Here is a 25,231-nt window from a genome sequence, read left to right on the forward strand (position 1 = left end):
GAGCATTCCCATGAGCTTCTCCCCCCAGGAAGCCCTGCAACGCACCATCGAACACCGCGAAATCTTCTTCGACGAAATGGTCGATCTGATGCGGCAGATCATGCGTGGCGACGTTTCGCCGATGATGACCGCCGCCATCCTCACCGGCCTGCGCGTGAAGAAGGAAACCATCGACGAGATCGCCGCTGCGGCCACGGTCATGCGTGAGTTCGCGCTGGCGGTGCCGGTGGCCGATACCACCCACCTGGTCGACATCGTCGGCACCGGTGGCGATGGCTCGCACACCTTCAACATCTCCACCTGCGCGATGTTCGTCGCGGCGGCGGCCGGTGCGCGCGTGGCCAAGCATGGCAACCGCAGCGTGTCGTCCAAGTCAGGCAGTGCCGATGCGGTTGAGGCGCTGGGCGCGGCCATCGAGCTGCAGCCGGCGCAGGTGGCCGCGGCCATCGAACAGACCGGCATCGGCTTCATGTTCGCGCCGATCCATCATCCGTCGATGAAGGTGGTCGCGCCGGTCCGCCGCGAGATGGGCGTGCGCACCATCTTCAACATCCTCGGCCCGCTGACCAATCCGGCCAGCGCGCCTTCGGTGCTGATGGGCGTGTTCCATCCTGATTTAGTGGGTATCCAGGCACGCGTGCTGCGCGAGCTGGGCACCGAGCGCGCCATGGTGGTCTGGGGCCGCGACAACATGGACGAGATCTCGCTGGGTGCCGGCACCTTGGTGGGCGAGCTGCGCGACGGCAAGGTGCGCGAGTACGAGATCCACCCGGAGGACTTCGGCATCGCCATGTCGGCCAGTCGCAACCTGCGCGTGGATGGCCCGGAGCAGTCCATTGCCATGCTGCGCGCCGTGCTGGACAACCAGCAGGGCCCGGCACTGGACATCGTGGCGCTGAATGCCGGCGCCGCCCTGTACGTGGCAGGTGTGGCCAGCGACATCGGCGACGGCCTGGCCCGCGCCCGTGCCGCCATCGCCAACGGCAGCGCCCGCCAGCGCCTGCAGCAGTATGTGGAGACCACCCGCGCGCTGGTTGCCTGAGCGCGCGGTTCAGCCTGACCCTCTTGATGGCCGATAATGGCCGTCCTCACCGCCCCCGCACCGAACCGACGACGATGAGCGACATCCTGCAGACGATCCTGGCCCGCAAGGCCGAAGAAGTGGCCCAGCGCCGCGCCCAGCGCCCGCTCGAGGCGCTTCAGGCTGCCGTGGCCAGCGCCCCGCCGGTACGTGGCTTCGTGCGCGCGCTGCAGGCGGCGGTGGCCAACGGCGACCCGGCGGTGATCGCCGAGGTGAAGAAGGCCAGCCCCTCCAAGGGTGTGATCCGCCCGGACTTCCGCCCGGCCGACATCGCCGTCAGCTACGAGTTCGGTGGCGCCAGCTGCCTGTCGGTGCTGACCGACGTGGACTTCTTCCAGGGCGCCGACGCCTACCTGCAGCAGGCCCGCGAGGCCTGCACGCTGCCGGTGCTGCGCAAGGACTTCGTGATCGACGCCTACCAGGTGTACGAGGCGCGCGTGCTGGGCGCCGACTGCATCCTGCTGATCGTCGCCGCGCTGGACGACACCCAGCTGGCCACCCTGTCCGAACTGGCGCTGTCGCTGGGCATGGACGTGCTGGTGGAGGTGCACGACATCGACGAGCTGGAGCGCGCGCTGCAGGTGCCGGCGCCGATGATCGGCATCAACAACCGCAACCTGCGCACGTTCGAGGTGTCGCTGCAGACCACGCTGGACATGCAGAAGGCGGTGCCGCGTGACCGCCTGCTGGTGACCGAGAGCGGCATCCTCGGCCCGCAGGACGTGGCGCTGATGCGCGATGCCGGCATCCATGCGTTCCTGGTCGGCGAGGCCTTCATGCGCGTGGAAGAGCCGGGCGAGGGCCTGCGTCAGCTATTCTTCGCGGCATGAAAACGCACTATCCGACGCCACGCGACGATGCGCCGCTGGTGGTCTTCGACTTCGACCACACCCTCTACGACGGCGATTCGGGCACCCACCTGTTCGCCTCGCTGATCAAGCGCAACCCGTTGCGGATGCTGGCGGCGCTGCTGGTCACGCCGATTGCCGGGCCGATGGTGGCGCTGCTGCCGACCCGTCGTGCCGGTATTTCGGTCTATGTGTGGATCGGCAGCTTCGGCCTGCACCGTGCGCGCGATTTCAACAAGGTCATCGACGCCTATGTGCTGCGCAATGAGGCGCAGATGCGCGCCAAGCTGCTGCCGCAGGCGCTGGAGGTGTTCGCCGCGCACCGCGCCAAGGGCGACCGCGTGGTGGTTGCCACCGGCGCGCCGCCAGAGCTGGCACGGGCGATCCTGGCCTTCGTCGCCCACCAGGACGTACCGGTGATCGGCACCGAGGTTGGCCCACGGCTGGGTGGCGTCGGCCCGACCCGTCACTGCCACAACGAAGAGAAGATGCGCATGCTGCGCGAGCGCGGCTACGGCGATATCGATATCGCCTACTCCGACAGCACCGCCGACCTGCCATTGCTGCTGGCGGCCAAGGCGCCGGTGGTGGTGAACCCGAAGCCGGGCCGGGTGGACTTCTTCCGCCGCGTGCTGCCGGCCGGCACCCGCATCCTCAACTGGGGCTGCGTGGACCGTGGTGGCGACAAGGCCTGATCCGAGCCTGTTGTAGAGCCGAGCCATGCTCGGCTGCTCTTCGTTGCGGTATCCGTGCGCGATCAGCCGAGCATGGCCCGGCTCTACAGGGAATGCCTCAGCGATACAGGTGCCCGTACACCGCGTGGCCGATCTGGAACAGGCTGATGCCCAGCACCAGCACGCCAACGGCCACCAGCACCCAGCGCTCCTTCACCCGCTTGACCAGGATCGCCGCCACCGGCGCGGCCATCATGCCGCCGATCAGCAGGCCGGCGACGATCTGCAGGTGCTGCACCCCCATCGACAGCAGGAAGGTCGCCGACACCGTCAGCGTGACCACGAACTCCGCCGCATTGACCGTACCGATGGTGGTGCGCGCCTGGCCACCACGAGCGAGCAGGGTGGACGTGGCGATCGGCCCCCAGCCGCCACCGCCGCTGGCGTCGAGCAGGCCCGCGAAGAAGCCCAGCACCGGTACCCGGCGGATTTCGCCCTTGGGCATCCAGCGTCCGGCCGCGCGAGCCAGGATGATGATCGCCAGCACCAGCAGGTACAGGTAGATCAGTGGCCGGATGATCTCGCCCGGGATCTGGGTGAGCACGTAGGCGCCCACCGCGCCGCCCACCGCGCCGGGCAGGGCCAGGCGCAGGAACAGGCGTTTATCGACATTCCCGGCGGCGAGGTGCGACACACCCGAGGCGCCGGTGGTGAACACTTCCGCGGTGTGGATGCTGGCGCTGACCTGCGCCGGCGGCAGGCCCATGCTCAGCATCACCGACGATGAGACCAGGCCGAAAGCCATGCCCAGCGCGCCGTCGACCAGCTGCGCGCCGAGGCCGATGAGGATGAACCACCAGAATTCGCTGCTCAGCTCCATGCCCCGAGCCTAGCGCGCGAAGGAGTGCGGACCAAGGTCCGCACCCACCGGGTGCTCAACGGTCAACGGGTGCCGTACAGCACCACGGTCTTGCCGCGCGCATGCAGCAGGCCGTCGGTCTGCAGCTTCTTCAGTACGCGGCCGGCCATTTCGCGCGAGCAACCCACCAGGCGTGCCAGTTCCTGGCGCGAGACGCGCAGCTGGCTGCCCTGCGGATGGCTCATGGCCTCCGGCTCCTGCGCCAGGTCGTGCAGGGTGCGCACGATCCGGTCGGTAACGTCCAGGAATGCCAGTCGGCTGGCCTTGCGGCTGGTGTCGAGCAGGCGCTTGGAGATCTGCTGGCCCAGCGCGTACAGCAGGCGCGGGGCATCGGCCGACAGCGGGCCGAGGAACAGCTGGTGCAGGCGCTCGTAGCTGATTTCGGCCAGCTCACAGGCGGTGCGGGTCCGCAGGATCACCTCGCGGCGGTCCGATTCAACGAACAGGCCCATCTCGCCGACGAACTCGCCGGCACCGAAGTAGCCCAGCACGAGCTCGCGATCGTCATCTTCCTCGGCCATGATCGAAACCGAGCCGCTGATGACGTAATACAGGGTTCCCGCCGGGTCACCGGGTCGGAAGACGTCGGTACGGGTGGGGTATCGACGCCTGTGGCTGTGCGCCAGGAAACGATCGATGGTGGCGATATCCAGGGCCAGTGGACTGCTAGCTAGGCGCACGGTTGACACGATAGGAGCGCTCCCTCTGCGCATGAACGGATTCACGGGGTCGATAGCGGAGCTTAACCAGCGCAATTGTTAAGGGCAAACAGTGTGCCAGATGTGAGCGATCTTCACGTTCCCCCCGGGGACAGTTTGCCCCATAATTCCCCCTTTCCCTTCTTACACAGGAATCGACCGCCGTGGTCAAGCCGTTGCCTCGCCTGAGGCTGCAGGGTTTCAACAACCTCACCAAGGCGCTGAGCTTCAACATCTATGACGTGTGTTACGCGCGCACCGAAGAGGAGCGTCAGCGTTACATTGAATACATCGATGAAGAGTACAACGCCGACAGGCTGACTCAAATCTTGACCGATGTCGCCGAGATCATCGGCGCCAACATCCTGAACGTGGCCCGCCAGGACTACGACCCGCAGGGTGCCTCGGTGACCATCCTGATCTCCGAAGAACCGGTGATCGACAAGAAGCAGGCCGGCAAGGAGCTGATCTCCGACGCCGTGGTCGCGCACATGGACAAGTCGCACATCACCGTGCACACCTATCCGGAAACGCACCCGCAGGAAGGTATCGCCACCTTCCGCGCCGACATCGACGTGGCCACCTGCGGCGTCATTTCGCCGTTGAAGGCGTTGAACTACCTGATCGAAAGCCTCGAGTCGGACATCGTGATCATGGACTACCGCGTCCGTGGCTTCACCCGCGATGTGAAGGGCAAGAAGCACTACATCGATCACAAGATCAACTCGATCCAGAACTTCCTGGCCAAGAACATCAAGTCGCGTTACGAGATGTTCGACGTCAACGTCTACCAGGAAAACATCTTCCACACGAAGATGCACCTGAAGGACTTCGACCTGGACCAGTACCTGTTCGAGGAAAAGGCCAAGAACCTGTCGTTCAAGGAACGCATGAAGATCGAAGCGCTGCTCAAGCGCGAGATCGAAGAGCTGTTCCACGGCCGGAACCTGTCCGAGTAAGCCCCGTGTGCGATGCCCGCAGGCATCGCCACCCAGGCGGGACGACCCGCCCCGTGGAACTGGTGTCGCGCAAGCGACATGGTTCCACGGTGATGTACCGACCCACGGCCCGGTGTGAAAACACCGGGCCGTTTCGTTTTTCTCAAAAAAGGTAAGGAGCCCCCACCCATGCCCTGGATCTACCTGCTGCTGGCCGGCCTGTTCGAGATCGGTTTCGCCCTCGGAATGAAGTACTCCGAAGGCTTCAGCAAACCCCTTCCCACTGCTGCCACGGTCGTGTCCGCGCTGATCAGCCTGTACCTGATGAGCCAGGCGATGAAGAGCATCCCGGTCGGCACGGCCTACGCGATCTGGACCGGTATCGGCGCCCTGGGCGTGGCGGTGCTGGGCATCTACCTGTTCAACGACAGCGCATCGCCGGCCCGACTGGCCTGCGTGGGCCTGATCGTGGCCGGCGTGATCGGCCTGAAGCTGGTCTCGCCCAATTGAAGGGTGGCCCGACCAACGGTCGGGCCCCACCGTGTTGTTTGGTCGGCCCCCGCCGCACCTCCTGGTAGGCCTGCACCGTTGGTGCGGGCAACGCTTCAGATGCGGTAGGCGATGGTCTTCATCACCCTGGAGGCCAGCGCCATCACGCCCGGGATCGGGAACGGCAGGCGGCGTGCGCCGGCCTGCTCGGCGTGCTCCGCATGGCGGGCCTCGTCTTCCTTCATCACCTGGATGACCGCGCGGCTGCGCAGGTCGCTGGCCGGCAGGTCGACCAGGTGCTCGTCCAGATGGGCTTCCACCTGGCGCTCGGTCTCGACCACGAAGCCCAGGTTCCAGCCATCGCCACGCAGCCCGGCCAGGGTGCCGATGGTGTAGCTGCCGGCATACCAGAGCGGGTTGAACAGGCTGGGCCGGCTGTCCAGTTCGCCCAGACGGGTGGCGCACCAGGCCAGGTGATCGGTTTCTTCCTGAGCCGCTTCCAGCAGGTGTTCACGCGTGGCCGGGTCGCGCGCCACGGCGGCCTGGCCGAAGTACAGGCCCTGCGCGCAGACCTCGCCGACGTGGTTGATCCGCATCAGGCCGGCCGCGTGGCGGCGTTCGGTGCGGTCCATGCCGGGCTCGTCGGTGTCCGTAGCCGGGTAGGGACGGGCCGCCGGCGGGTTGCCGAACACCGTGTCCAGGGCGCGCTGCGCCTCGGTCAGCAGGTGGTCCAGCGGGGTGATCTGGCGGAGCACGGTCATGGCGGTACACGGCGGGGCGGAAGACCTGCGATTCTCGCCCGGCCCCGTTCCCCTGCCAACCCGGTCAGGGGCCGGCTTGCAACGGGGGGCTGACCTGCGTACAATCCCGCCTCTTACGCTTCACCTTTTCACAACGCGTGGCAGAGTTCCGGTGAGCCTTTCGCCGCAATGAGCCCGACCTAACCTAGAGTTCTTCATGAGCACTTTCACTGCCAAGAACGAGACCGTCCAGCGCGACTGGTACCTCGTCGACGCCGAGGGCAAGACCCTGGGCCGTCTCGCCACCGAGCTGGCCCGCCGTCTGCGCGGCAAGCACAAGCCGGTCTACACCCCCCACGTTGATACCGGCGACTACCTGGTCGTCATCAATGCAGAAAAGATTGCCGTCACCGGCAAGAAGCTGCAGGACAAGATGTATCACCGTTTCACCGGTTACATCGGCAACCTGAAGACCGAATCCCTGGCACAGGCGCTGGAGCGCCACCCGGAGCGCGTGATCGAGATCGCCGTGAAGGGCATGCTGCCGAAGGGCCCGCTGGGTCGCCAGATGTACCGCAAGCTCAAGGTCTACGCCGGCACTGAGCATCCGCACGCCGCACAGCAGCCGCAGGTTCTGGATATCTAATCATGGCTATCACTCAAAACTACGGCACTGGCCGCCGCAAGTCCTCCACCGCTCGCGTGTTCCTGCGCAAGGGTTCGGGCAACATCACCGTCAACGGCCGTCCGCTGGACGAGTTCTTCGGTCGTGAGACTGCGCGCATGATCGTGCGCCAGCCGCTCGAGCTGACCAAGAACACCGAAAGCTTCGACATCCTGGTCACCGCCGCTGGCGGCGGCACCACCGGCCAGGCCGGTGCGATCCGTCTGGGCATCGCCCGTGCTCTGGTCGAGTACGACGAAACCCTGAAGTCCGAGCTGCGCAAGGCCGGCTTCATGACCCGTGACGCCCGTGAAGTCGAGCGTAAGAAGGTCGGTCTGCACAAGGCCCGCCGCGCCACCCAGTTCTCCAAGCGCTGATCTACCGCGCCTGGTTGGGCTCCTTCGGGAGCCCGCTGGATGGAAAAGCAAAAGCCCGGCTTCGGCCGGGCTTTTGTCGTTCTGGGGTCATGCATTTCCAGGGTGCCGGCCAGCGGCCGGCACTACCCGGGGCGTCGCATGTCAGCAGGGTGGGGTTCTGCAGAAGAGGATCCCGCTCCGGACGCCTCTCTGGAGAAGAGCCCCCTTGTTGTTCAAGGGGGTGCGCCGACAGGCGCGGGGATAAGGTGGGGTGCGTGACCAAGCAAAAAAGAAAAAAGCCTGATCTTTCGATCAGGCTTTTTTCTTTTTTGTTTGGCTGCCCCGGATGGATTCGAACCACCGAATGCCTGAGTCAGAGTCAGGTGCCTTACCGCTTGGCGACGGGGCAAAACGTGCAACTATTTTCTCACTTTTCACACTGAAAAACAACTTGATTTTCAGTGTGGTGGCTATGGGTGGACTCGAACCACCGACCCCAGCATTATGAGTGCTGTGCTCTAACCGGCTGAGCTACATAGCCTTGGTGAGCCCGCTATTCTGCGGATGTGTATCGACCCTGTCAACACTTTTGTGTCGTGCTTGTGGGCCGACAGAGGGCATGGGATAGTCCCGACCAGTAGATTTTCTTAGGAGTCCGCATCGTGATCGATCCGGACGGCTATCGACCGAACGTCGGCATTGTGCTGATGCGGCAGGACGGCCAGGTGTTCTGGGCACGACGTGTGCGCCGGGACGGCTGGCAGTTCCCGCAGGGTGGCATGAACACCGACGAGACGCCTGTCGAGGCCATGTATCGTGAACTGCAGGAAGAGACCGGCCTGCTGCCTGAGCACGTGGAAGTGCTAGGGGCGACGCCCGGTTGGCTGCGCTACAAGCTGCCGGCGCGGGCCATCCGCCGCAATGAGCGGCAGGTCTGCATCGGCCAGAAGCAGGTCTGGTTCCTGCTGCGCCTGACCGGCGACGAATCGCATGTGCAGCTGGACCATACCGATTCGCCCGAGTTCGACCACTGGCGCTGGGTGGACTTCTGGTACCCGGTGGAGCACGTGGTGATGTTCAAGCGTGGCGTCTATGCGCGTGCTCTGCGACATCTGGCGCCGTTGGCGCGCGGGGTGGCCGGGCAGGGCGTCACCGCCATGCCCAAGAGCGCTGCGGAAGCCTGGATGCCGGGCCATACCGCCGGGCATGACCGCCCACGCAAGCGCCCGCGCACCCGCGGCTACTGGCCGAAGAAGGCCACCGGCGATGGTCCGGCCACCTGACCGGCTGAACGGTATCGAGAATGGTTCAGGTCTCTGATTGACAACCATTCTCGTTTCCATTGGAATAGCCAACAGGCCACTCTTGGCCTGTCAGCCCGGTTCACGCCTGTGTACGTCTGCATCTGCAACGGAGTCACCGACCACCAGATCCGCGAAGCCGCCAGCCATGGCGTCAGCACGGTGGCCGAACTGACCATGCGTACCGGTTGTGGTGCCACCTGCGGTTCCTGCCTGGACATGGCCGGCGACCTGCTGGCCAAGGCACGTGCGACCCACGATCTGCCGCTGCCGGTATTGGGCCTGGCCCAGGTCGCCTGATCGTCTCTTTCGCGGCGCGTTGACGCCGCGCTTTCGCATCCTTCACGCGTGGCCGCACAGGCCAATGCGCACGATTCGCGTTCCTTCACGACCGCACGCAAGGCGTTAAAGTGCCTGCGTTTTCAGCGTGCAGGAGCATCCCCATGAAGGGCGACACCAAGGTCATCGAATTCCTCAACAAGGTCCTCTACAACGAGCTGACCGCGATCAACCAGTACTTCCTGCACGCCAAGATGCTGAAGAACTGGGGCATCAAGGAACTGGCCGAACATGAGTACAAGGAATCGATCGACGAGATGAAGCATGCCGACATGCTCGCCGACCGCATCCTGTTCCTTGAAGGCCTGCCGAACTTCCAGGCGCTGGGTAAGCTGCGCATCGGCGAGAACCCGACCGAGATCCTGCAGTGCGACCTGTCGCTGGAACGCGACGGCGTGGTCACCCTGCGCGAGGCCGTGGCCTATTCCGATTCGGTGGGTGACTACGTCAGCCGCCAGCTGTTCGTGAAGATCCTCGACTCGGAAGAAGAGCACATCGACTGGCTGGAGACCCAGCTCGACCTGATCGAGCGCATCGGCGAGCCGAAGTACCTGCTGAGCAAGCTGGAAGAGTGACTCAACCGGCCTGGCCGGCGCGATGCTGTGCCAGGTAGCCCGTCAGTGCCACGCGCGCACGGGCGAATTCGGCAACCAGCAGCGCCACTGCCACCGCGGGGCGCTGCAGGCTGCCACTGCGGGCTTCGTGTTCGATCCGCTGCGCCACCGCCGACAGCGACAAAGCCCCCACGTTCGCGCTTGATGATTTCAGGCTGTGCGCGACCGCCTGCAGGCGGGGTTCGTCGCCGTTCTGCGCGGCCTGCTGCAGCTGCTGCACCATCGCCGGCGCATCCTCCAGGAACACCGAGACGATCTGGAGGGCGGTATCGCCGATCACCGCGTGCAGTTCGTCCAGCACATCACGGTCGAGCACCGGTTGCGGTGCTGGCGCCACCTGCTTTTCCGGATTCTGTAGAGCCGAGCCATGCTCGGCTGATGGCGTGCGACTGCAATTGGCCGTCAGCCGAGCATGGCTCGGTTCTACAGAAGGCTGTCCAGGTGATGCAGCTTTCCCGCCACCCCAGCGCTGCAACAGCGCATGCAGCGTGGCACGTGCGATCGGCTTGGACAGATAGTCGTCCATGCCGGCCTGCAGGCAGCGCTCGCGATCACCGGCCATGGCGTTGGCCGTCATCGCGATGATCGGCAACCGCGTGCGCCCGGTTTCCGCTTCTTCCGCACGCCAGTGGCGCGTGGCGGCGTAGCCGTCCAGCACCGGCATCTGGCAATCCATCAGCACCACATCCACGCCGCCTTCGCGAAGGGCGGCCAGCGCCTGCTCGCCATCGGCGGCGTTGCGCACCTCGCACTGGAATACGCGCAGCAGATGCTCGGCCACCATCCGGTTGACCGTGTTGTCTTCCACCAGCAGCACGCGCAGGTGCAACGGCGGCAGCGTGGGCGTGGGCTGTCCCTGTTCGGCGTTGGCCAGCAGCGCGGCAGGGCGCGCATGCGCGACCGGTGCAGCCAGCAGTGCATGCAGCGCAGCGTCGTCGAAATGCGAGGGTAGCTGCCGCTGGCGCGGGCGTGCCGGAAGGGTATCGTCCTGCAGCCACAGCACCTGCAGGGCATCGTCCTCGCCACGTTCGGCCAACGCCTGTTGCAGCGTCGCTTCACCGATGCGGCGCGCACGTGCATCGACCAGCAGCCAGGTCGGTGCCGGTTGCCCGGGCCTCGGCACCGCGCGCAGGCGCTCGACCACGGCATCGAGCTGCGCCATGGCGTGTACCAGCAGGCCATGATGGGCCGCGATGCGCTCGATGCGTGCCTGCAGCGTTGCATCGGCACTGAACAGCAGCAGCGGTGCTGGCGCGCGCGCCATCGCCGGCAGGTCGCCAGGAACCTTCAGCAGCGGGATCTCGAACCAGAACGTAGCGCCCTGGCCAGGCGTGGACTGCACGCCGATCTGGCCGTGCATCAGGTCGATGATGCGCTTGCAGATGGCCAGGCCCAGGCCGGTGCCGCCGTAGATGCGGGTGGTGGATGCGTCGGCCTGGCTGAAGGACTGGAACAGGCGTGTCTGCAGCGTGTCGTCGATGCCGATGCCGGTATCGATGATCTCGAAGCGCAGCTGGTGCTGCGCGGGGCCTTCACCCAGCCGTTGCACGCGCAGCTGCACCTGCCCACGCGCAGTGAACTTGATCGCGTTGGCCAGCAGGTTGCTCAGCACCTGGCGCAGGCGCACGGGGTCGCCGCGCACCGGCAGGCGCACCGATGGGTCAAGCTGCAGGCCCAGGACCAGGCCCTTGGCGTCGGCGGCCCGCTGCATCAGCTGCACCACGCCATCGAGCAGGTCGCGCAGGTTGAAGCTGGTGATCTCCAGTTCCAGCGCCTGTGCTTCCAGCCGGGAGTAGTCGAGGATGTCGTCGACGATGCGCAGCAGCTGCTGTGAACTGGCAGAAGCGGTGGCCAGCATCTGCCGCTGGTCCTCGCCCAGCGGCCCGCGCGCGATCAGCTCCAGCATCGGCAGGATGCCGTTGAGCGGGGTGCGGATCTCGTGGCTCATCGTGGCCAGGAACTCGCCCTTGGCCAGCACGGCCGCTTCGGCGGCCTGCTTGGCCTGCAGCAGCTGCTGTTCCAGCTGGCCCTGGCGTTCGGTGGTATGGCGCAGCTGGTCGCGGTCGGCGGCCAGCGCGCTGTGCTCGCGCTGCAGCTGGGCCAGTGCCCGGCCGCGCGTGCGCAGGCGCAGGCCCAACAGCATCGCCATGGCGGCCGCGGTCAGGGCAACCAGCAGCACGCCCCACAGCGGCACGTCAGAGCACCGCGTTGTGGAAGTCGAAGTTCAGGTCGCTGCCGGCCGACTGCACCATGTTGCCCTGGATGTAATCGACGCCGCCGACCCACATCGCGGCCGCGGCCTGCGGGTCTTCGATCTGCTGGCCGATGATCTGCAGCCCGGCCGCATGCGCCTGTTCGATCGCCTTGCGCAGTTCCTCGCGCGTGGCCGGGTTGGAATGGCTGCTGGAGAAGCGCGCGGCCATGCGCACGAACGACAGCGGCAGCTGGGTCAGCAGTGCATCGGCTTCGCCGCTGGGCTCGAACTGGCTCAGGCAGAAGCGCACGCCGGCGCCGGCCATGCGCTGGCAGAACTGCTGCAGCGGCACGGTGTGGATCAGCGCGTCGGGCAGGCGCACGTCGATCACCAGAGCACTGCCGGGCAGGTCACGCTGCTGCAGTGATTCCAGCAGCCAGTCGCCAAAGGCATCGCGCTGCAGAGTGCGCAGCGACTGCGAGACGAACAGGTTCAGCGGCTGCGTTGCGTGCCGGTACAGGTCCAGCAGGCCCAGCGCATGGTCCATCACCTGCTGGTCGAGGTCGGCGATGCGGCCTGCCGCCTCGGCGGCGGGAATTACCTGGCCGGCCGCCAGCACCGTGCCATCGGCCTGGCGCAGGCGCAGCAGCAGCTGGTACTGCGCGGTGTTGCCACCGGCGACGGCGACGATCGGCTGATAGGCCAGCTCCAGCTGGCCTTCCAGCAGTGCCAGGTGTTCCTGTTCGGTGACGGCCTGGCGGTGCACGTGGCCCGCCACGCCGGCGCTGAGCAGGCGTGCCTGCAGGGTGGTGCGCTCGACCGCTTCCAGTGCAGCGTTGGCATCGTCGAAGCCCGGCGACAGCGGCGCGTAACCTACCACGCCGCGCAGGTGCACCGATTCATCGTCGCGGATCACGAAGGCGCGCGCCGAGAGCTGCTCACGCAGGGTCGCGGCGATGCTTTCCAGGCTGTCTTCATCGGTATTGCGGGCCAGCAGCAGGAAGCTGTTGTCGTTCAGGCGTGCCAGCAGGTGTGGATGGCCGGCCTCGGCCAGGCGCTGCCCGGCCTGCACCATCAGGCGCTCGAAGGCGGCGTAGCCATAGCGTTCGCGCAGGCCCAGCGCGCTGGCCACTTCAACGAAGAACACGCCACCCCGGTCGCGATGGGCGAGGGCGGCATTGAGCTGCTGCAGCACGTGGTGACGCGTCGGCAGGCCGGTTTCCGGATTGCTGGTGGCCGGTGCGCCGGTTGCACCGGGCAGGGTTGCCGCCTGCGCACGTGCGCGACGGATGCGGTTGGCCACGGCGGCGATCAGGTGGCGCGGCCGGATCGGCTTGCTCAGGTAATCGTCGGCGCCGCTGTCGAGCACTTCGAACTGGCGCTCCGGATCCGGATCGCCGCTCAGGAACACGATCGGCAGCAACTGCAGGCCAGGCTGCTGGCGGATCAGCGCGGTCAGGCGCATGCCGTCCAGGCCGGGCAGGTGCAGGTCCATCAGGATCAGGTCGGGGCGATGCTCCTTGATCGCCTGCAACGCACCGTCGGCATCGCTGTGCACGATGGCCTGCATGCCGGCGCCATGCAGCACGCTCTGTGCGAACAGGGCCTGCGCGCGGTCGTCCTCGACGATCAGCACGCGGTAGGGCGAATCGGAGGGCGGCGGCGCCTGGTCGTTGTTGCCAGCCTCGGCCAGCACGGCCGGGCCCGGCAGCGGCGGTGGTGCGCTGACGATCGATGCAGGTGCGTCGGAGGCTGCCAGCGGCGGAACTGCTGCCGGCGCTGCGGCGACGGCGTTCGCCGGTTCAGCAGTCCAGCGTTGCCAATGATCGGCCGGAGGGGTTTCAGCGCGTCCCGGGCGGGCGCCCGCGGGGGATTCGTTTGCGGCCATCGGTGCTCCTGGTGTTCGCGTCCATTATGCGACAAGCCCGGCGATCAACCGGTACCGGGCTGGCGTGGACTGTCGGGCGACGCACCGCGTGCCAGCCAGCGCACGCCCTTCCACAGGGCGCGCCAGACCAGCCACACCAGCAGCGCACCGGCCAGGCTGCAGGCCAGCACCACGATCAGCGCGATCCACGGGTGTGCCAGGGCGAGGGCCAGGCCACCGACCACCACGGTGTCCTCGGCGGCGGAGGCCACCCAGTTGCTGGCAGGCTCGGGCGAGGTATTGAGCAGGGCGCGGGTGCCGGCCTTCAGGCCATGACTGGCCAGTGCCACACCGGCACCGGCGGCAAGCGCACCGGTGCCCAGCTGCCCATCCGGCGACAGCGTGGCGGCGGCGAGGAAAGCCCCCGCTGGCACGCGTGCCAGGGTCTGCACCAGATCCCACGCCGAGTCGACGCCGGGAATCTTGTCGGCGAAGAATTCGGTCACCGCCAGCGCCGCCGAGGTGCCCAGCACCCACCACGATTCAGTGGCCTGGAGGGCCGGCGGCAGGTCGACCCAGCCGAGCAGGCCGGCCAGGCCGACACCGAACACGGTGAGGTAGACGCGGATGCCGGCCAGCCAGGCCAGCAGGATGCCGATCACGAACAGGTGGGCTTCGGTCATGGCGATGCTCCGGCGACGGAACTGTGCAGGGGACCACACTATCAACGATGGCATGCCTGAACGCCACAGACCGTGGCTCGCCACTGCGCAGGAAACCCACCCGTCCTGTCATACACTAGCCCGTCGTTTGCCACAGGGGCCGTACCGGTGTCGCCCTCGCGATGCCCCGGAATCCACCCATGACCAACCGTCCTCCCATGCGCGTGCAGGTCCGCCTGCCCGGCGCACCACAACCGCCGGCCGACCGTCGCCGCCTGCTGGTGATCGGCGGCATCTGGCTGCTCAGCCTGGTGCTGGCGGTGCTGGGTGGCTGCTGGATGGCAACGCCGCGCGACGCCCAGGGCCAGCGCTTGCAGGCTGCCGAGAAGCGTGCCGAGACGTTGCAGGCGCAGCTGACCGAACTGCGCCAGAAGCAGGCCACGCTGGAAGCCTCCGACCGCATCAGCCGCGCCGCCAACACCGAGGTGCAGTCCTCGCTGGCCGAGCGCGATGAAGAGATCGCCGGCCTGCGTGCCGACGTCGCCTTCTATGAGCGACTGGTGGGTTCCACCAGCCAGCGCAAGGGCCTGAACACCCATTCGATCGAGTTCAGCCCGGAAGCGGCCGGCACCTGGCAGTACACCGCCGTGCTGACCCAGAACCTCAACCGTGGCGCCATCAGCCAGGGGCAGATGCGTTTCACCGTGGAAGGCGTCAAGAACGGCAAGCTGGCCACGATCAGCTGGGATGATCTGCACCAGCGCAGCAAGGTGCCGGGACAGGATTACTCGTTCCGGTACTTCCAGCAGCTCACCGGCAGCGTGATGCTGCCGGCTGACTTCACCCCGCAACGCGTGCGGGTGACATTGGGGAGTGGTACGGGGGGTACCACCCAGGTATTCGACTGGAAACAGGCCGGTGCGCCGGCCAGCAAAGGGGAGTAGGCAGATGTTCGGAAGCAGCAAATCCAACCGTGAAGGCCAGCTGGTGGTGGATGCCCTGATCGGCAACCAGGTGGTGATCCGCGGTGATGTGGAATTCAGTGGGGGCCTGTATGTGGAAGGCCGCATCCATGGCAAGGTGATCGCCGCCGAAGGCGCCAGTGGCGCGACCCTGACGGTCGCCGAGCATGGCGTGATCGAGGGCGAGATCCGTGCCCAGGTGGTGGTCATCAGTGGCCGCCTGGACGGCGACGTGCATGCCACCGAGAAGGTCGAACTGACCCCGAGCGCACGGGTCAATGGCAACGTCCATTACCAGGTGGTGGAGATGAATGCGGGCGCCCAGCTGAACGGTCGCCTGATCCATGCCAGCGCCCCGATGGCCGCCCTGCCGGCTCCGGAAGGCGAAGAGGCCAATGGTGGCAAGGGTGACACCGCCGCACGCCGCAAGCTGGCCGAGGCGATGGCTTGAAAGCCATCGTCGGCACCCCCATGCTGACGGCATGAGCACGCTAGTCTCCCTGCCCGGCACCACCCCGGTTGCCGCGCCCGATTACCAGTCGCTGGAGCGCCCACTGAACTTCACCGAGTCGGCGGCCGCCAAGGTCAAATCCCTGATCCAGGAAGAGGGCAACCCCGACCTGGCCCTGCGCGTGTACATCGAAGGCGGTGGCTGTTCGGGCTTCCAGTACGGGTTCGAGTTCGACGAGAACCGTGCCGAGGACGACCTGGCGGTACAGACCAGCGGGGTGACCCTTCTGGTCGACCCGCTGAGCCTGCAGTACCTGATGGGCGCCGAGGTGGATTACACCGAGAGCCTGACCGGTGCGCAGTTCGTGATTCGCAACCCGAACGCGAAGACCACCTGCGGCTGCGGCAGCAGCTTCAGCATGTAAGCAGGCGCGGGGCCTGCGTCCCGCGCGACAAGGTGTGTGGAGCAAGCTCCACACCCACAGCTGGTTTGCGCAAGGCCTGCGGCTTGCCACCCGCATCGATTGGCGGCACGCTTGCCGGATGCCCAATACTCCTTCGCCGCTTTCCGGTTTCGCCTTCGTTGGCGAACCGCTGGAGCGCGCCGATGCCCTGCGCGACGATGCCGATGCACTGGCGCGCCTGTGGCCGGGTGCGCGCATTCTCGTGCTCGATCAGGACGGCAGCGCCTTCACCGGCGATGACGACCAGCCGCTGGCGCTGACCGGCGCCGACATCGGTGGTGGTCCCGGCTCCGCGATCTTCCTCGGCCTGCGCGGGGAACAAGCGTGGTTCTCGGTTGAAGCCGCCGGCGTCACGGTCACCGCACCACGTCGCCTCGACCTGCGCCAGGCCGCTCTACTGTGGTCGATGGCCGATGCGACCGCCTTCAGCTATGCCCGCGGCATGTCCTACTGGCATTCGCGCACCCGCTTCTGCGGTGTGTGCGGCGGCGCCGTGGCGTTTGCCCGTGGGGGTTTCGTCGGTCGTTGCGCGCAGTGTTCCACCGAGCACTACCCGCGTGTCGATCCCGCCGTGATCGTCGCCGTGGAAAACCAGGGCCGGCTGCTGCTGGGCCGGCAGTCCAACTGGGCACCGCGGCGTTACTCGGTGCTGGCCGGCTTCGTCGAACCCGGCGAGACCTTCGAGCAGACCGTGGTGCGCGAAGTGCACGAGGAGAGCAAGGTGCGGGTGACCGCCTGCCAGTACCTCGGCTCGCAGCCGTGGCCGTTCCCGGGCGCGCTGATGATCGGTTTCCGTGCACAGGCGCAGGATGACCTGCCGACCGTGGATGGCGAGCTGGAAGACGCGCGCTGGTTCAGCGCCGACGAGGTGGGCGCGGCACTGGCACGCGATGTGGAGGACGATGGCCAGGGCATCCGCCTGTCGCCGCCGATCTCGATTTCGCGCGGCCTGATCGAACACTGGTACCGCCAGCAGAAGGGCTGACCCCGATCCTCTGCCGGTCCGTTCGTGGCAGCTGTATTGCCGCCACCTGAACACGGCCCGGGTTACAGTCCGGTTCACCGCTGAGGGCGCCGCTGCGACAGGTAAGGTAGCGGCGCCGAGCGTTCTGTTTCGTAGGGAGACCTGCCATGTTCACCACTCTGGCCGCCGTGCTGGTGGCGCTGGCCCTGGGCCATGTTGCCCCGGCCGCTGCCGCCTCGCTGCGCCGTTTCGACGGCTTCCGGCGCTGGCTGGGCTGGCTGGACGTGCGCGGCGGCAAGGCCTGGCAGGGTCCGGCAGGCGTGGCCCTGGCATTGCTGCCGCCGCTGCTGCTGATGGCGCTGCTGGCGTGGCTGCTGCGCGGGGTGCTGTTCGGTCTGCCGTCGCTGTTGCTGGGCGTGGGCGTGCTGGCCTGGTGCTGGGGGCCACGCGACCTGGACCGCGATATCGAGGCCATCATCGATGCCGATGACGCGGCGACGCGACAGGCGGCCGTGCGTAACCTGCAGTCGGCCGGGGGCAGCCTGCGCGAGGACGTGCCCTCGCTGGTCGAGGCGACCGTGCTCAATGCACTGCGGCGCTGGTTCGCGGTGCTGTTCTGGTTCCTGCTGCTGGGCCCGGCCGGTGCGCTGGGCTATCGCCTGCTGGCATTGATGGCGGAAAGCCCGATGCGTGCGCGCGTGCCGGTGGAGCCGCTGGCGCTGGCACAGCGGCTGCTGGGCTGGATCGAGTGGCCGGTGGCACAGCTGATGGCGTTTTCGATGGCGCTGGTGGGCAATTTCGATACGGCGTGGAAGGCCTGGCGCCAGGCCCATGGCGAGCGCCTGGCCGGCAGCATCGGGTTCCTGGGAGCGGTGGCGCGGGCCAGCGTCAACGCCGAGCTGCGCGAGGACGCGCACGATTACACCGAGGCGGGGCTGTTGCCGGTGTGGCAGCGGCTGCCGGACCTGCGCGATGCGATGAGCCTGGTATGGCGGATGCTGCTGCTGTGGCTGGCGATCCTCGCCCTGCTGGTGATTGCAGGCTGGGTGACGTAGTGGTTTTTGCAGGGCTTGCAGCCCTGCACCTGCAGAGGCAACAGCAACGGCAACAGCAACAGCAACAGCAACAGCAACAGCGGCTCTGGGTTGCTGAGGGTTGGGCGGGGCGGTGTGGGGCTGCAGGACACGCCGTAAACCCGTCCCTGGGGGCTCGATGGCGCCATCCATGGCGCCAACGGTCCTGCAGCCCCACACCGCCCCACCCCCGACAGTTCCCGGTGACGGTGGGTCAACTGCGACTGCCGGTGGGTGTCGACCTTGGTCGACACGGTAGATCCACGCCATGCGTGGATGCGGAGCGAAGCGATCCGCTTTTGATCTTCTCTTTCTTTTCCGTGGTGGACGGACACGGATACTGTCCGTGGCCGGGCGGGATGGGTTTGAGGGGGTGTCCGCGGCATGGATGCCGCGGCCAAGCCTCCACGGACGGATTCACGGCGTCCCCCGCAAACCCATCCCGCCCGGCCAACCCCATGATCGACGAACGCCGCCCACCACGAGGGGCTGCGCCGTTGGCTGGAAATCTAGACCGGTGCCAGTGCAGTGAACGGTGCCCACGGCAGGTTGCGCAGCAGCGCATACCCGGGCAGCACCCAGAGCCAGAACACGGGATTGGCCAGTACCCGCATCAGCGGGTCGAGCACGCGCGGGCAGATGCCGGCGATGTTCAGCAGCATCAGCAACAGGAACGGCAGGCTGATGACCAGCAGCGGGTTCATCGCCATCGCGCCGGGCAGGTCGAAGTGGACCAGGGAATACAGGCAGCGCGTGCTGCCACAGCCCGGGCAGTACAGGCCGGTCAGGGCGTACAGCGGGCAGCTCGGCAACGGATTGCCGGCGACATACGGATTGACGTTGCGCAGGACCACTGTGGCACCCACGGCCAGGCCGGCGGAAACCAGCAGCGGTGCCCAGCGGGCGAGTCGGGAAGGAGCGGGAAGCGCGGACATGCAACAACGGATCCGGCGCAGGCGCCGGATCCGTCCAGGCGCATCAGTAGCTGCTGTTGCTCATCGCGCCCATGCCGCCGAGCACAACGAAGAACAGCACGTACAGCACGACCACGACGACCCAGGCGATGGCCGACCAGATGGCCCACTTCTTGGCCTTGGCAGCCGAATCCTGGGCGCCGGCGATGTCGCCAGCGGCCAGCTTGCCGTTGACCTGGGCGGCGTAGACGATCGACACGATGCCGGCCGGCAGGCAGCAGAACAGGGTGGTCAGGATCGCCCAGACCAGGTTGTTCGGGACCTGCGGAGTAGCGGTGTTCATGGGTTCAAGCTCCTTGATGGGTGGTGGTGGTGAATCATTGGTCGGAAAGAGCGCCCAGTACGGCCAAGCCGCCGAACAGCCCGAACCACAACAGCAACAGGACCGGCAGGGCCACGGCCGAAGCCACCGCCCACCAGCCCGCCTTGCGCGACGCGCTGTAGGCCCCCGGCAGGTCGCCGGCCGCGCGGCGGCCATCGACCTGGGAGGCATAGACGATCGACACCACGCCCAACGGCAGGCAGCAGAACAGCGTCGTCAGGATCGCCCAGACCAGATGGTTGGGGATGTAGACCGGACGGCTGAGCGGTGGCGGTTGATTCAAAGCGAGACTCCATTCCTTGGTGGCCGGCCGTGATGTATCGGCCGGACCTCCCCCCTGTGGGTGCGTAATCTACCGCAACCGACGTTGCATGTATGCGTTTACAGTCACGACATGTCGCGTACGCCACTGGACGGTGACGTATGTGGGGGAGGTTGCCGGGCCCGCCTGGCGGGCCGGTACCGTCAGGCGTGATCGCCGCGCAAGGCCCGCACCTGGGCCTCCAGCACCGGAGCGCTGGTGCTGTGGCCATCCACGGCCGGTGCGGCCACCACCTCGACGGTGGCACGGAAACGGCGTGGCACGCGCATCCGGCCAAGGCGGCTGTCGCGACGGCTCCACATGCTCGACCACATGCCGCGCAGCGCCATCGGCACCACCGGCACCGGCCGCCGTTCCAGGATCTTCTCGACGCCGGACTTGAACGGTGCCATCGCACCATCCCTGGTCAGCGCACCTTCCGGGAAGATGCAGACCAGCTCACCTTCGGCCAGTGCGGCGTCGATCTCATCGAACGCGCGCTGCATCAGCGCCGGGTCCTCGCGTGCACCGGCAATCGGGATCGCCTTGGCGGTGCGGAAGATCCAGCGCATCACCGGAATGTTGAAGATCCTGTAGTACATGACGAAGCGCACCGGGCGCGGAATCGTCGCCGACAGGATCAGCGCGTCCATGTAGCTGACATGGTTGCAGACCAGCAGCGCAGCGCCCTCGTCGGGCACGTTCGCTTCGATGCCGTGCGGTCGCAGCCGGTACAGGGTGCGCACCATCAGCCAGCTGAGGAAGCGCATCAGGAATTCGGGGACGATGGTGAAGATGTAGATCGCCACCAGCGCGTTGGCGATGGCCAGCGCCAGGAACTGCTGCGGAATGGTCCAGTGCAGCAGCTTGTGCGCGGCCAGCGACAGCAGGGCTGCGCCGACGATGAAGCCGGAATTCTGGATGTTCAGCGCGGCGAACACGCGCGACATCTGGGCCTTCGGTGTGCGGCTCTGGATCAGCGCGAACAGTGGCACCACGAAGATGCCGGTGAACAGGCCGATGCCGATCAGGTCGATGACGATGCGGATGCTGCCCGGCTGCTGCAGGAACGTCCCGATGGTCAGCCCGTGCACCGTTGCTTCGCCACTGCGGGCGAAGTACAGGTCGAGCAGGAATGCGGTCATACCGAACGCACCCAGCGGCACCAGGCCGATTTCCACCGTGCGTGCCGACAGCTTCTCGCACAGCAGCGAGCCGATGCCGGTGCCGACCGAGAACAGGGCCAGCGCAAAGATGTACAGGGTCGGCTCACCGCCGAGGTTGGTCACGGCATAGGCCGGCAGCTGCGAGGTCAGCACGGTGCCGACGAACCAGAACCAGGACACACCCAGGATTGAATTGCGCACCGCCTTCTGCTGGCGCGCCATGCGCAGCACCGCCAGTGATTCGGGCAGCGGGTTCCAGTTGATCTTCAGGTTCGGGTCGCCGGCATCGACCTTGGGAATCAGGCGCGCAGCGATATTTCCGCAGATCGCCAGGCCGATGATCGCGCAGGCCGCCACCACCGTGCCGTGGCTGCCGGCCACAGTGAACACCAGGCCGCCGACGATCATGCCGGACAGGATCGACATCGAGGTGCCCATTTCAACCAGACCGTTGCCACCGGTCAGCTCTTCCGGCTTGAGTACCGAGGGCAGTACCGAGTACTTCACCGGGCCGAACAGGGTTGACTGCATGCCGGTACAGAACAGCGCGACCAGCAGTACCGGCAGGCTCTGGGTGAGGAAGCCCGTGGCCGCCAGCGACATGATCACGATCTCCATGGTAGTGGTGATCACGATCAGTCGCGATTTTTCCAGTTTGTCGGCGATCTGCCCGGCCAGTGCCGAGAACAGGAAGTACGGCAGGATGAAGATGGCCGGTGCCAGCGTGGCATACAGCCCCAGTTCTTCCTCCGGCACGGCCATGAACAGCAACATGCTGATGATCGCCTGCCGGTACACGTTGTCGTTGAACGCTCCGAGCGCCTGGACGACGAAGAACGGCAGGAAACGGCGCTGGCGCAGCAGGGCGAACTGGTTGTGACCGGACATGGAGCCTCCTTGACCGGCGCAGCCTAGCATTCCTGTCCATCCGCTGTGGGTGCGGACCTGTGGGTGCGGACCGTCGGTCCGCACACTTTGAAAGATCTCAGACGATATCGTCGACCACGCCGCCATCCACGCGCAGTGCCGCACCGGAGGTGGCGGAGGCCTGCGGCGAGGCCAGGTACACCACCATGTTGGCCACTTCCTCGACCGTGGCGGTGCGCTGGATCACCGAAGACGGCCGGTGTGCCATCACGAACTCGCGACCGATCTGCTCCAGCGGCTTGCCACTGCGCTGGCGTTCATCTTCGAACATCGCCGCAAAGCCGTCGGACAGGGTCGGGCCGGGCAGCACCGCGTTGACGGTGACGCCGCTGCCGGCCACGCGCTTGGCCAGGCCGCGCGACAGCGACAGCTGCGCGGTCTTGCTGACTCCGTAATGGATCATGTCGGCCGGAATGTTGCGTGCCGATTCGGAGGAAATGAACAACACGCGGCCCCAACCGGCTGCCACCATCGCCGGCAGCAACGCACGCGACAGGCGCACGCCGGACATCACGTTGGTCTGCCAGTAACGCTCCCAGGTGGCGTCTTCGGTCTCGAAGAAGTCCTCGGGGCCGAAAATGCCGGCGTTGTTGACCAGGATGTCGACCTTGGGCAGGCCCGTCAGCAGCGTGTCGACGCCGGCCGCATCGGAGAGGTCGGCGGCCACGCCGATCACCTCGGCCCCCGGAACGGCGGCGAGCAGGCGCTGGCGGGCGCGTTCGACGCTGTCGGCGCTGCGGCCGTTGAGAATGACCCGCGCACCCGCTGCGGCAAGACCCTGGGCGATCGCCAGGCCGATGCCGGCGGTGGAGGCGGTGATCAGCGCGGTGCGGCCACTGAGTTCGATTTTCATGACGATGATCCGGAGCGGGGGATTGCCCAGTATCCGCGTGGCGGCGTGATCGAACTGCAGCGCCAGGCGCAACGCGCCGTTGCACACGGCGCAGTAGATCCACGCCGTGCGTGGATGAAATGCCTGATTCAGCGGTGAGGGATCAGGTCAGGCTGGTCACCGCCTCATTCGCTGCCGCCCGCACCTTCGGCAGCATCCGCAGCACCAGCGCCATCTGCGTGCGGATCAGCTGCAGCTTCGGCGGCATCGCCTCATCGATCTGCTCCAGCTCGGCGGCCACCGCGCGGTCGGCGTCATTGTCGTCCTCGCTGACCGGCTGCCGTGCGGCCAGGGCCGAGGACAGCTGCTGCAGCGCCTTTCGCACGCGCTCACCGGCGGCCAGCGCCAGCGGATCACCGGCGTAGCTGTCCACCTGGTCGCGGTGCGCACCCAGCGCCGAGAGATGGCCGAGCAGCATGTTGGACAACGCCAGGAAATGGAAACCGGCATCGAGGTTGCGGCGCACGTGGCCCGGCTCGCGCAGCATGTTCGACAGCGCGGTGGACAGCGCGGCATCGGCGTTGTGCATGTCGCGGCGGGCGATGCGGTAGGCCAGGTCATCGCGCATGCCGCTGCGATACTGGCCCAGTACCGAATCCAGGTAGCGTGCGGCGGTGTCCAGCACGCGCGCCAGCACGAGGTGCAGCTGGCGGCCCTGCCAGTCGGGCAGGATCAGGAACGCAGCCGCGGCGGCGATTGCGCAGCCCAGCAGCGTATCGACCATGCGCGGCACGATCAGCACGAAGCCATCGCCGATCAGGTTGAAGCAGGTCAGGGCCATCACCGTGATCGCCGCCGATGCCACCAGGTAGCGGTCGGTGCGGGTGAAGAAGAACAACAGCGCCGACAGCAGCGCGATCAGCAGCTGCACGTGCAGCTGCGGGAACAGCTGCAGCAGCGCCCAGGTCAGTACCAGGCCGGCCACGGTGCCGACGATGCGTTGCGCCAGGCGCTGGCGGGTGGCACCGAAGTTGGGGCGGCAAACGAACACGATGGTCAGCAGCACCCATGAGCCGTTCTGGGCATTGAACAGGCGGATTGCCGCGAAACCGGCGATCAGCGCCAATGCCATGCGCAGGCCGTGGCGGAACAGGACCGAACCGGGCGTGAGCTGCTGGCGCACGCGCACGCCCATCTCGCGCAGAGTGTGCGGGTTGCTGTCGCGCAGGCGCGTATCGACGTTGTCCAGGCTGGCCTCGGAACGCTCCGCATCCAGCAGGCGACGCTCGATGCTGCGCAGGTTGTGCACCAGCAGGTCGAGCGAGCCGAGCAGTCGCTGCCACTGCGGCCGCTGCTGGTCGCGCAGGTAGGCCAGCGCATCGGCCAGATCGCGTCCGGCCTGCTGGTTGCTTTCGCCATACACGAATGGACAGCGCAGGCGGATCGCCTCGCCCAGCCGCGCGCAGGCCTGGCCCTGCAGGTCGAGCAGGCGCTGGCAGCGGTACAGCACATCGCTATGGAAGAAAGCATCGACCAGCGCACCGTACGGGTAGTGCGAGGAGCTGGCGCGCTCGTGGAAATCCTGTGCCATGTAATAGAGGCGCAGGTACAGGCCGGAGTTCACGCCTGGCCGCCCGGAACGGCCGAAGCGGGCCAGGATCGCGGTCTTGGCCTCGTTCAACGCACCGACCACGCGCCGGTTCTGCTCGGCCAGGTCGAGCTGGCGACGTTGCAGGTCAGCCTCGCGCACCGGCTCGAACAGTGTTGCCTTCAACTGCAGGTAGCGGCCCAGTTCAACGTACAGGCGCGCCACGCGTTCGCGGACCGGGCGGTTGGCGAACAGCGCGGTCCACAGGATCGACAGCAGGCCGTACCAGACCGCACCGGCCAGCAGGTGGCTGACCGCTTCCAGCGCGCTGTGCAGGTCGCTGGCGCCATGCTGCTCCAGCCCGATCATGGTGTAGATCGCCAGCGTTACCGTGGCCTGGGCGATCGACGCGTAGCGTTCGCCGAGCGCACCCAGCAGGGTCAGCCCGAACGTGGACAGCGCCAGCGCACCGATGAAGATCCATGGCCAGGGGAACAGCCAGATCACCGAGGCGGCGGCGAGGCAGAAGCACAGCAGCGACAGCAGTACCGCCTTGGTACGCCCCCACCAGTTGTCATCGGTCTCGGCGATGGCGCTGGCGATGATGCCGAGGAACACGCCGGGCAGGGCGGTGAGCGCATCCAGTTGCCAGCACACGGCAAGCGCTGCGGTCAGGGCGATGAACACGCGCAGGCCGTAGCTGGCCTTTTCGTGGGCCCACAGGCGGCTGAGGCGGGATTCGCGGGCGGACATGCAGGCTCGGTGGAAGGATCGAGCTTCATTATTGCGGGGTGCGCGTGAAATATGGAGTGCGGACCGACGGT

The 25,231-nt window shown here is 66.8% G+C and carries 27 protein-coding genes and 2 tRNA genes; 15 read left to right on the plus strand and 14 right to left on the minus strand.

Annotation, left to right across the window (positions count from 1 at the left end; translation table 11 throughout):
- Positions 1 to 10 precede the first annotated feature (10 nt).
- The 3 genes from trpD to AC13FN_RS05005 all read left to right on the plus strand — a co-directional run bounded on the left by trpD (position 11) and on the right by AC13FN_RS05005 (position 2,624).
- Positions 11 to 1,042 carry an anthranilate phosphoribosyltransferase gene (trpD, locus tag AC13FN_RS04995; protein ID WP_043399367.1) on the plus strand — a complete coding sequence of 344 codons (1,032 nt, stop codon included), beginning with the start codon at positions 11 to 13 and terminating at the stop codon, positions 1,040 to 1,042.
- A 74-nt stretch (positions 1,043 to 1,116) separates the two neighbouring features.
- A complete protein-coding gene (gene trpC, locus AC13FN_RS05000) occupies positions 1,117 to 1,911 on the plus strand; it encodes an indole-3-glycerol phosphate synthase TrpC (RefSeq protein WP_019336605.1) in 795 nt (264 codons plus the stop codon).
- Entirely contained in the window at positions 1,908 to 2,624 is a 717-nt protein-coding gene (locus AC13FN_RS05005) for a haloacid dehalogenase-like hydrolase (RefSeq protein ID WP_010482651.1), read from the plus strand. The genes trpC and AC13FN_RS05005 overlap by 4 nt, the downstream gene beginning before the upstream one ends.
- 97 nt (positions 2,625 to 2,721) lie before the next feature.
- On the opposite strand, the gene AC13FN_RS05010 is transcribed toward AC13FN_RS05005, so the two are convergent.
- Positions 2,722 to 3,483, minus strand: coding sequence for a sulfite exporter TauE/SafE family protein (locus tag AC13FN_RS05010; protein WP_010482650.1), 762 nt, complete (start codon positions 3,481 to 3,483; stop codon positions 2,722 to 2,724).
- A gap of 62 nt (positions 3,484 to 3,545) precedes the next feature.
- Entirely contained in the window at positions 3,546 to 4,235 is a 690-nt protein-coding gene (crp, locus tag AC13FN_RS05015; protein WP_010482649.1) for a cAMP-activated global transcriptional regulator CRP, read from the minus strand.
- A gap of 149 nt (positions 4,236 to 4,384) precedes the next feature.
- Between crp and speD the strand changes: the two genes are divergently transcribed.
- A complete protein-coding gene (gene speD, locus AC13FN_RS05020; protein WP_006473908.1) occupies positions 4,385 to 5,179 on the plus strand; it encodes an adenosylmethionine decarboxylase in 795 nt (264 codons plus the stop codon).
- Between the two features lie 168 nt (positions 5,180 to 5,347).
- Positions 5,348 to 5,668, plus strand: coding sequence for a DMT family transporter (locus AC13FN_RS05025; RefSeq protein WP_049435688.1), 321 nt, complete (start codon positions 5,348 to 5,350; stop codon positions 5,666 to 5,668).
- Between the two features lie 95 nt (positions 5,669 to 5,763).
- Here AC13FN_RS05025 and coq7 read toward each other — a convergent pair whose 3' ends face one another.
- Positions 5,764 to 6,408 carry a 2-polyprenyl-3-methyl-6-methoxy-1,4-benzoquinone monooxygenase gene (coq7, locus tag AC13FN_RS05030; protein ID WP_054172645.1) on the minus strand — a complete coding sequence of 215 codons (645 nt, stop codon included), beginning with the start codon at positions 6,406 to 6,408 and terminating at the stop codon, positions 5,764 to 5,766.
- Positions 6,409 to 6,604: 196 nt separating this feature from the next.
- Here coq7 and rplM point away from each other — a divergent pair, with 196 nt between their 5' ends.
- Together rplM and rpsI are read left to right on the plus strand one after the other, a co-directional pair.
- On the plus strand, positions 6,605 to 7,033 hold the full coding sequence (gene rplM / locus AC13FN_RS05035; RefSeq protein ID WP_005414692.1) for a 50S ribosomal protein L13: 429 nt from the start codon (positions 6,605 to 6,607) through the stop codon (positions 7,031 to 7,033).
- 2 nt (positions 7,034 to 7,035) lie between these two features.
- Positions 7,036 to 7,428 carry a 30S ribosomal protein S9 gene (gene rpsI, locus AC13FN_RS05040; RefSeq protein WP_005411311.1) on the plus strand — a complete coding sequence of 131 codons (393 nt, stop codon included), beginning with the start codon at positions 7,036 to 7,038 and terminating at the stop codon, positions 7,426 to 7,428.
- Positions 7,429 to 7,741: 313 nt separating this feature from the next.
- On the opposite strand, the gene AC13FN_RS05045 is transcribed toward rpsI, so the two are convergent.
- Positions 7,742 to 7,816, minus strand: a tRNA-Gln gene (locus AC13FN_RS05045).
- A gap of 55 nt (positions 7,817 to 7,871) precedes the next feature.
- Positions 7,872 to 7,948 (minus strand) — tRNA-Met (locus AC13FN_RS05050).
- A 121-nt stretch (positions 7,949 to 8,069) separates the two neighbouring features.
- Here AC13FN_RS05050 and AC13FN_RS05055 point away from each other — a divergent pair.
- The 3 genes from AC13FN_RS05055 to bfr all read left to right on the plus strand — a co-directional run bounded on the left by AC13FN_RS05055 (position 8,070) and on the right by bfr (position 9,622).
- A complete protein-coding gene (locus AC13FN_RS05055; RefSeq protein ID WP_043399361.1) occupies positions 8,070 to 8,690 on the plus strand; it encodes an RNA pyrophosphohydrolase in 621 nt (206 codons plus the stop codon).
- A 108-nt stretch (positions 8,691 to 8,798) separates the two neighbouring features.
- On the plus strand, positions 8,799 to 9,008 hold the full coding sequence (locus tag AC13FN_RS05060) for a (2Fe-2S)-binding protein (RefSeq protein WP_005411309.1): 210 nt from the start codon (positions 8,799 to 8,801) through the stop codon (positions 9,006 to 9,008).
- Between the two features lie 143 nt (positions 9,009 to 9,151).
- Positions 9,152 to 9,622: a bacterioferritin gene (gene bfr / locus AC13FN_RS05065; RefSeq protein WP_005419804.1), complete on the plus strand. Its 471-nt coding sequence runs from the start codon at positions 9,152 to 9,154 to the stop codon at positions 9,620 to 9,622.
- 1 nt (position 9,623) lies between these two features.
- On the opposite strand, the gene AC13FN_RS05070 is transcribed toward bfr, so the two are convergent.
- From AC13FN_RS05070 to AC13FN_RS05080, 3 genes are read right to left on the minus strand one after another with little or no spacing between them, the layout of a single operon-like run.
- Complete coding sequence (locus AC13FN_RS05070) at positions 9,624 to 11,855, minus strand: ATP-binding protein (RefSeq protein WP_482985266.1); 2,232 nt, start codon at positions 11,853 to 11,855, stop codon at positions 9,624 to 9,626.
- A gap of 1 nt (position 11,856) precedes the next feature.
- Positions 11,857 to 13,743, minus strand: a complete 1,887-nt coding sequence (locus tag AC13FN_RS05075; RefSeq protein WP_482985265.1) for an EAL domain-containing protein — start codon at positions 13,741 to 13,743, stop codon at positions 11,857 to 11,859.
- A gap of 44 nt (positions 13,744 to 13,787) precedes the next feature.
- Positions 13,788 to 14,405: a DUF4126 domain-containing protein gene (locus AC13FN_RS05080; RefSeq protein WP_010482636.1), complete on the minus strand. Its 618-nt coding sequence runs from the start codon at positions 14,403 to 14,405 to the stop codon at positions 13,788 to 13,790.
- Between the two features lie 179 nt (positions 14,406 to 14,584).
- On the opposite strand from AC13FN_RS05080, the gene AC13FN_RS05085 reads away from it, so the two are divergent.
- From AC13FN_RS05085 to ampE, 5 genes are all read left to right on the plus strand, one after another.
- Positions 14,585 to 15,328 carry a DUF6776 family protein gene (locus AC13FN_RS05085; RefSeq protein ID WP_005411304.1) on the plus strand — a complete coding sequence of 248 codons (744 nt, stop codon included), beginning with the start codon at positions 14,585 to 14,587 and terminating at the stop codon, positions 15,326 to 15,328.
- Positions 15,329 to 15,332: 4 nt separating this feature from the next.
- The gene (locus AC13FN_RS05090; protein WP_010482635.1) at positions 15,333 to 15,797 is read left to right on the plus strand and encodes a bactofilin family protein; all 465 of its coding nucleotides are present in this window, start codon (positions 15,333 to 15,335) and stop codon (positions 15,795 to 15,797) included.
- 31 nt (positions 15,798 to 15,828) lie between these two features.
- Positions 15,829 to 16,221, plus strand: coding sequence for an iron-sulfur cluster insertion protein ErpA (erpA, locus tag AC13FN_RS05095; protein ID WP_010482634.1), 393 nt, complete (start codon positions 15,829 to 15,831; stop codon positions 16,219 to 16,221).
- Positions 16,222 to 16,339: 118 nt separating this feature from the next.
- Positions 16,340 to 17,245 (plus strand): NAD(+) diphosphatase, encoded by a 906-nt coding sequence (nudC, locus tag AC13FN_RS05100; protein ID WP_482985264.1) that lies wholly within the window; start codon positions 16,340 to 16,342, stop codon positions 17,243 to 17,245.
- 146 nt (positions 17,246 to 17,391) lie between these two features.
- Entirely contained in the window at positions 17,392 to 18,279 is an 888-nt protein-coding gene (gene ampE / locus AC13FN_RS05105; protein ID WP_482985263.1) for a regulatory signaling modulator protein AmpE, read from the plus strand.
- A 527-nt stretch (positions 18,280 to 18,806) separates the two neighbouring features.
- On the opposite strand, the gene AC13FN_RS05110 is transcribed toward ampE, so the two are convergent.
- The 6 genes from AC13FN_RS05110 to yccS all read right to left on the minus strand — a co-directional run bounded on the left by AC13FN_RS05110 (position 18,807) and on the right by yccS (position 25,160).
- The gene (locus AC13FN_RS05110) at positions 18,807 to 19,232 is read right to left on the minus strand and encodes a DUF2752 domain-containing protein (protein ID WP_482985262.1); all 426 of its coding nucleotides are present in this window, start codon (positions 19,230 to 19,232) and stop codon (positions 18,807 to 18,809) included.
- Between the two features lie 43 nt (positions 19,233 to 19,275).
- Positions 19,276 to 19,554, minus strand: coding sequence for a CD225/dispanin family protein (locus AC13FN_RS05115; protein WP_010481000.1), 279 nt, complete (start codon positions 19,552 to 19,554; stop codon positions 19,276 to 19,278).
- 34 nt (positions 19,555 to 19,588) lie between these two features.
- Complete coding sequence (locus tag AC13FN_RS05120; protein ID WP_005419784.1) at positions 19,589 to 19,876, minus strand: CD225/dispanin family protein; 288 nt, start codon at positions 19,874 to 19,876, stop codon at positions 19,589 to 19,591.
- Positions 19,877 to 20,058: 182 nt separating this feature from the next.
- Positions 20,059 to 21,948 carry an MFS transporter gene (locus AC13FN_RS05125; RefSeq protein WP_248854068.1) on the minus strand — a complete coding sequence of 630 codons (1,890 nt, stop codon included), beginning with the start codon at positions 21,946 to 21,948 and terminating at the stop codon, positions 20,059 to 20,061.
- A gap of 97 nt (positions 21,949 to 22,045) precedes the next feature.
- Complete coding sequence (locus AC13FN_RS05130) at positions 22,046 to 22,840, minus strand: SDR family NAD(P)-dependent oxidoreductase (RefSeq protein WP_482985261.1); 795 nt, start codon at positions 22,838 to 22,840, stop codon at positions 22,046 to 22,048.
- Between the two features lie 142 nt (positions 22,841 to 22,982).
- Positions 22,983 to 25,160 (minus strand): YccS family putative transporter, encoded by a 2,178-nt coding sequence (yccS, locus tag AC13FN_RS05135; RefSeq protein WP_482985260.1) that lies wholly within the window; start codon positions 25,158 to 25,160, stop codon positions 22,983 to 22,985.
- Positions 25,161 to 25,231 lie beyond the last annotated feature (71 nt).

This window comes from Stenotrophomonas sp. 115C5 (assembly GCF_056861055.1).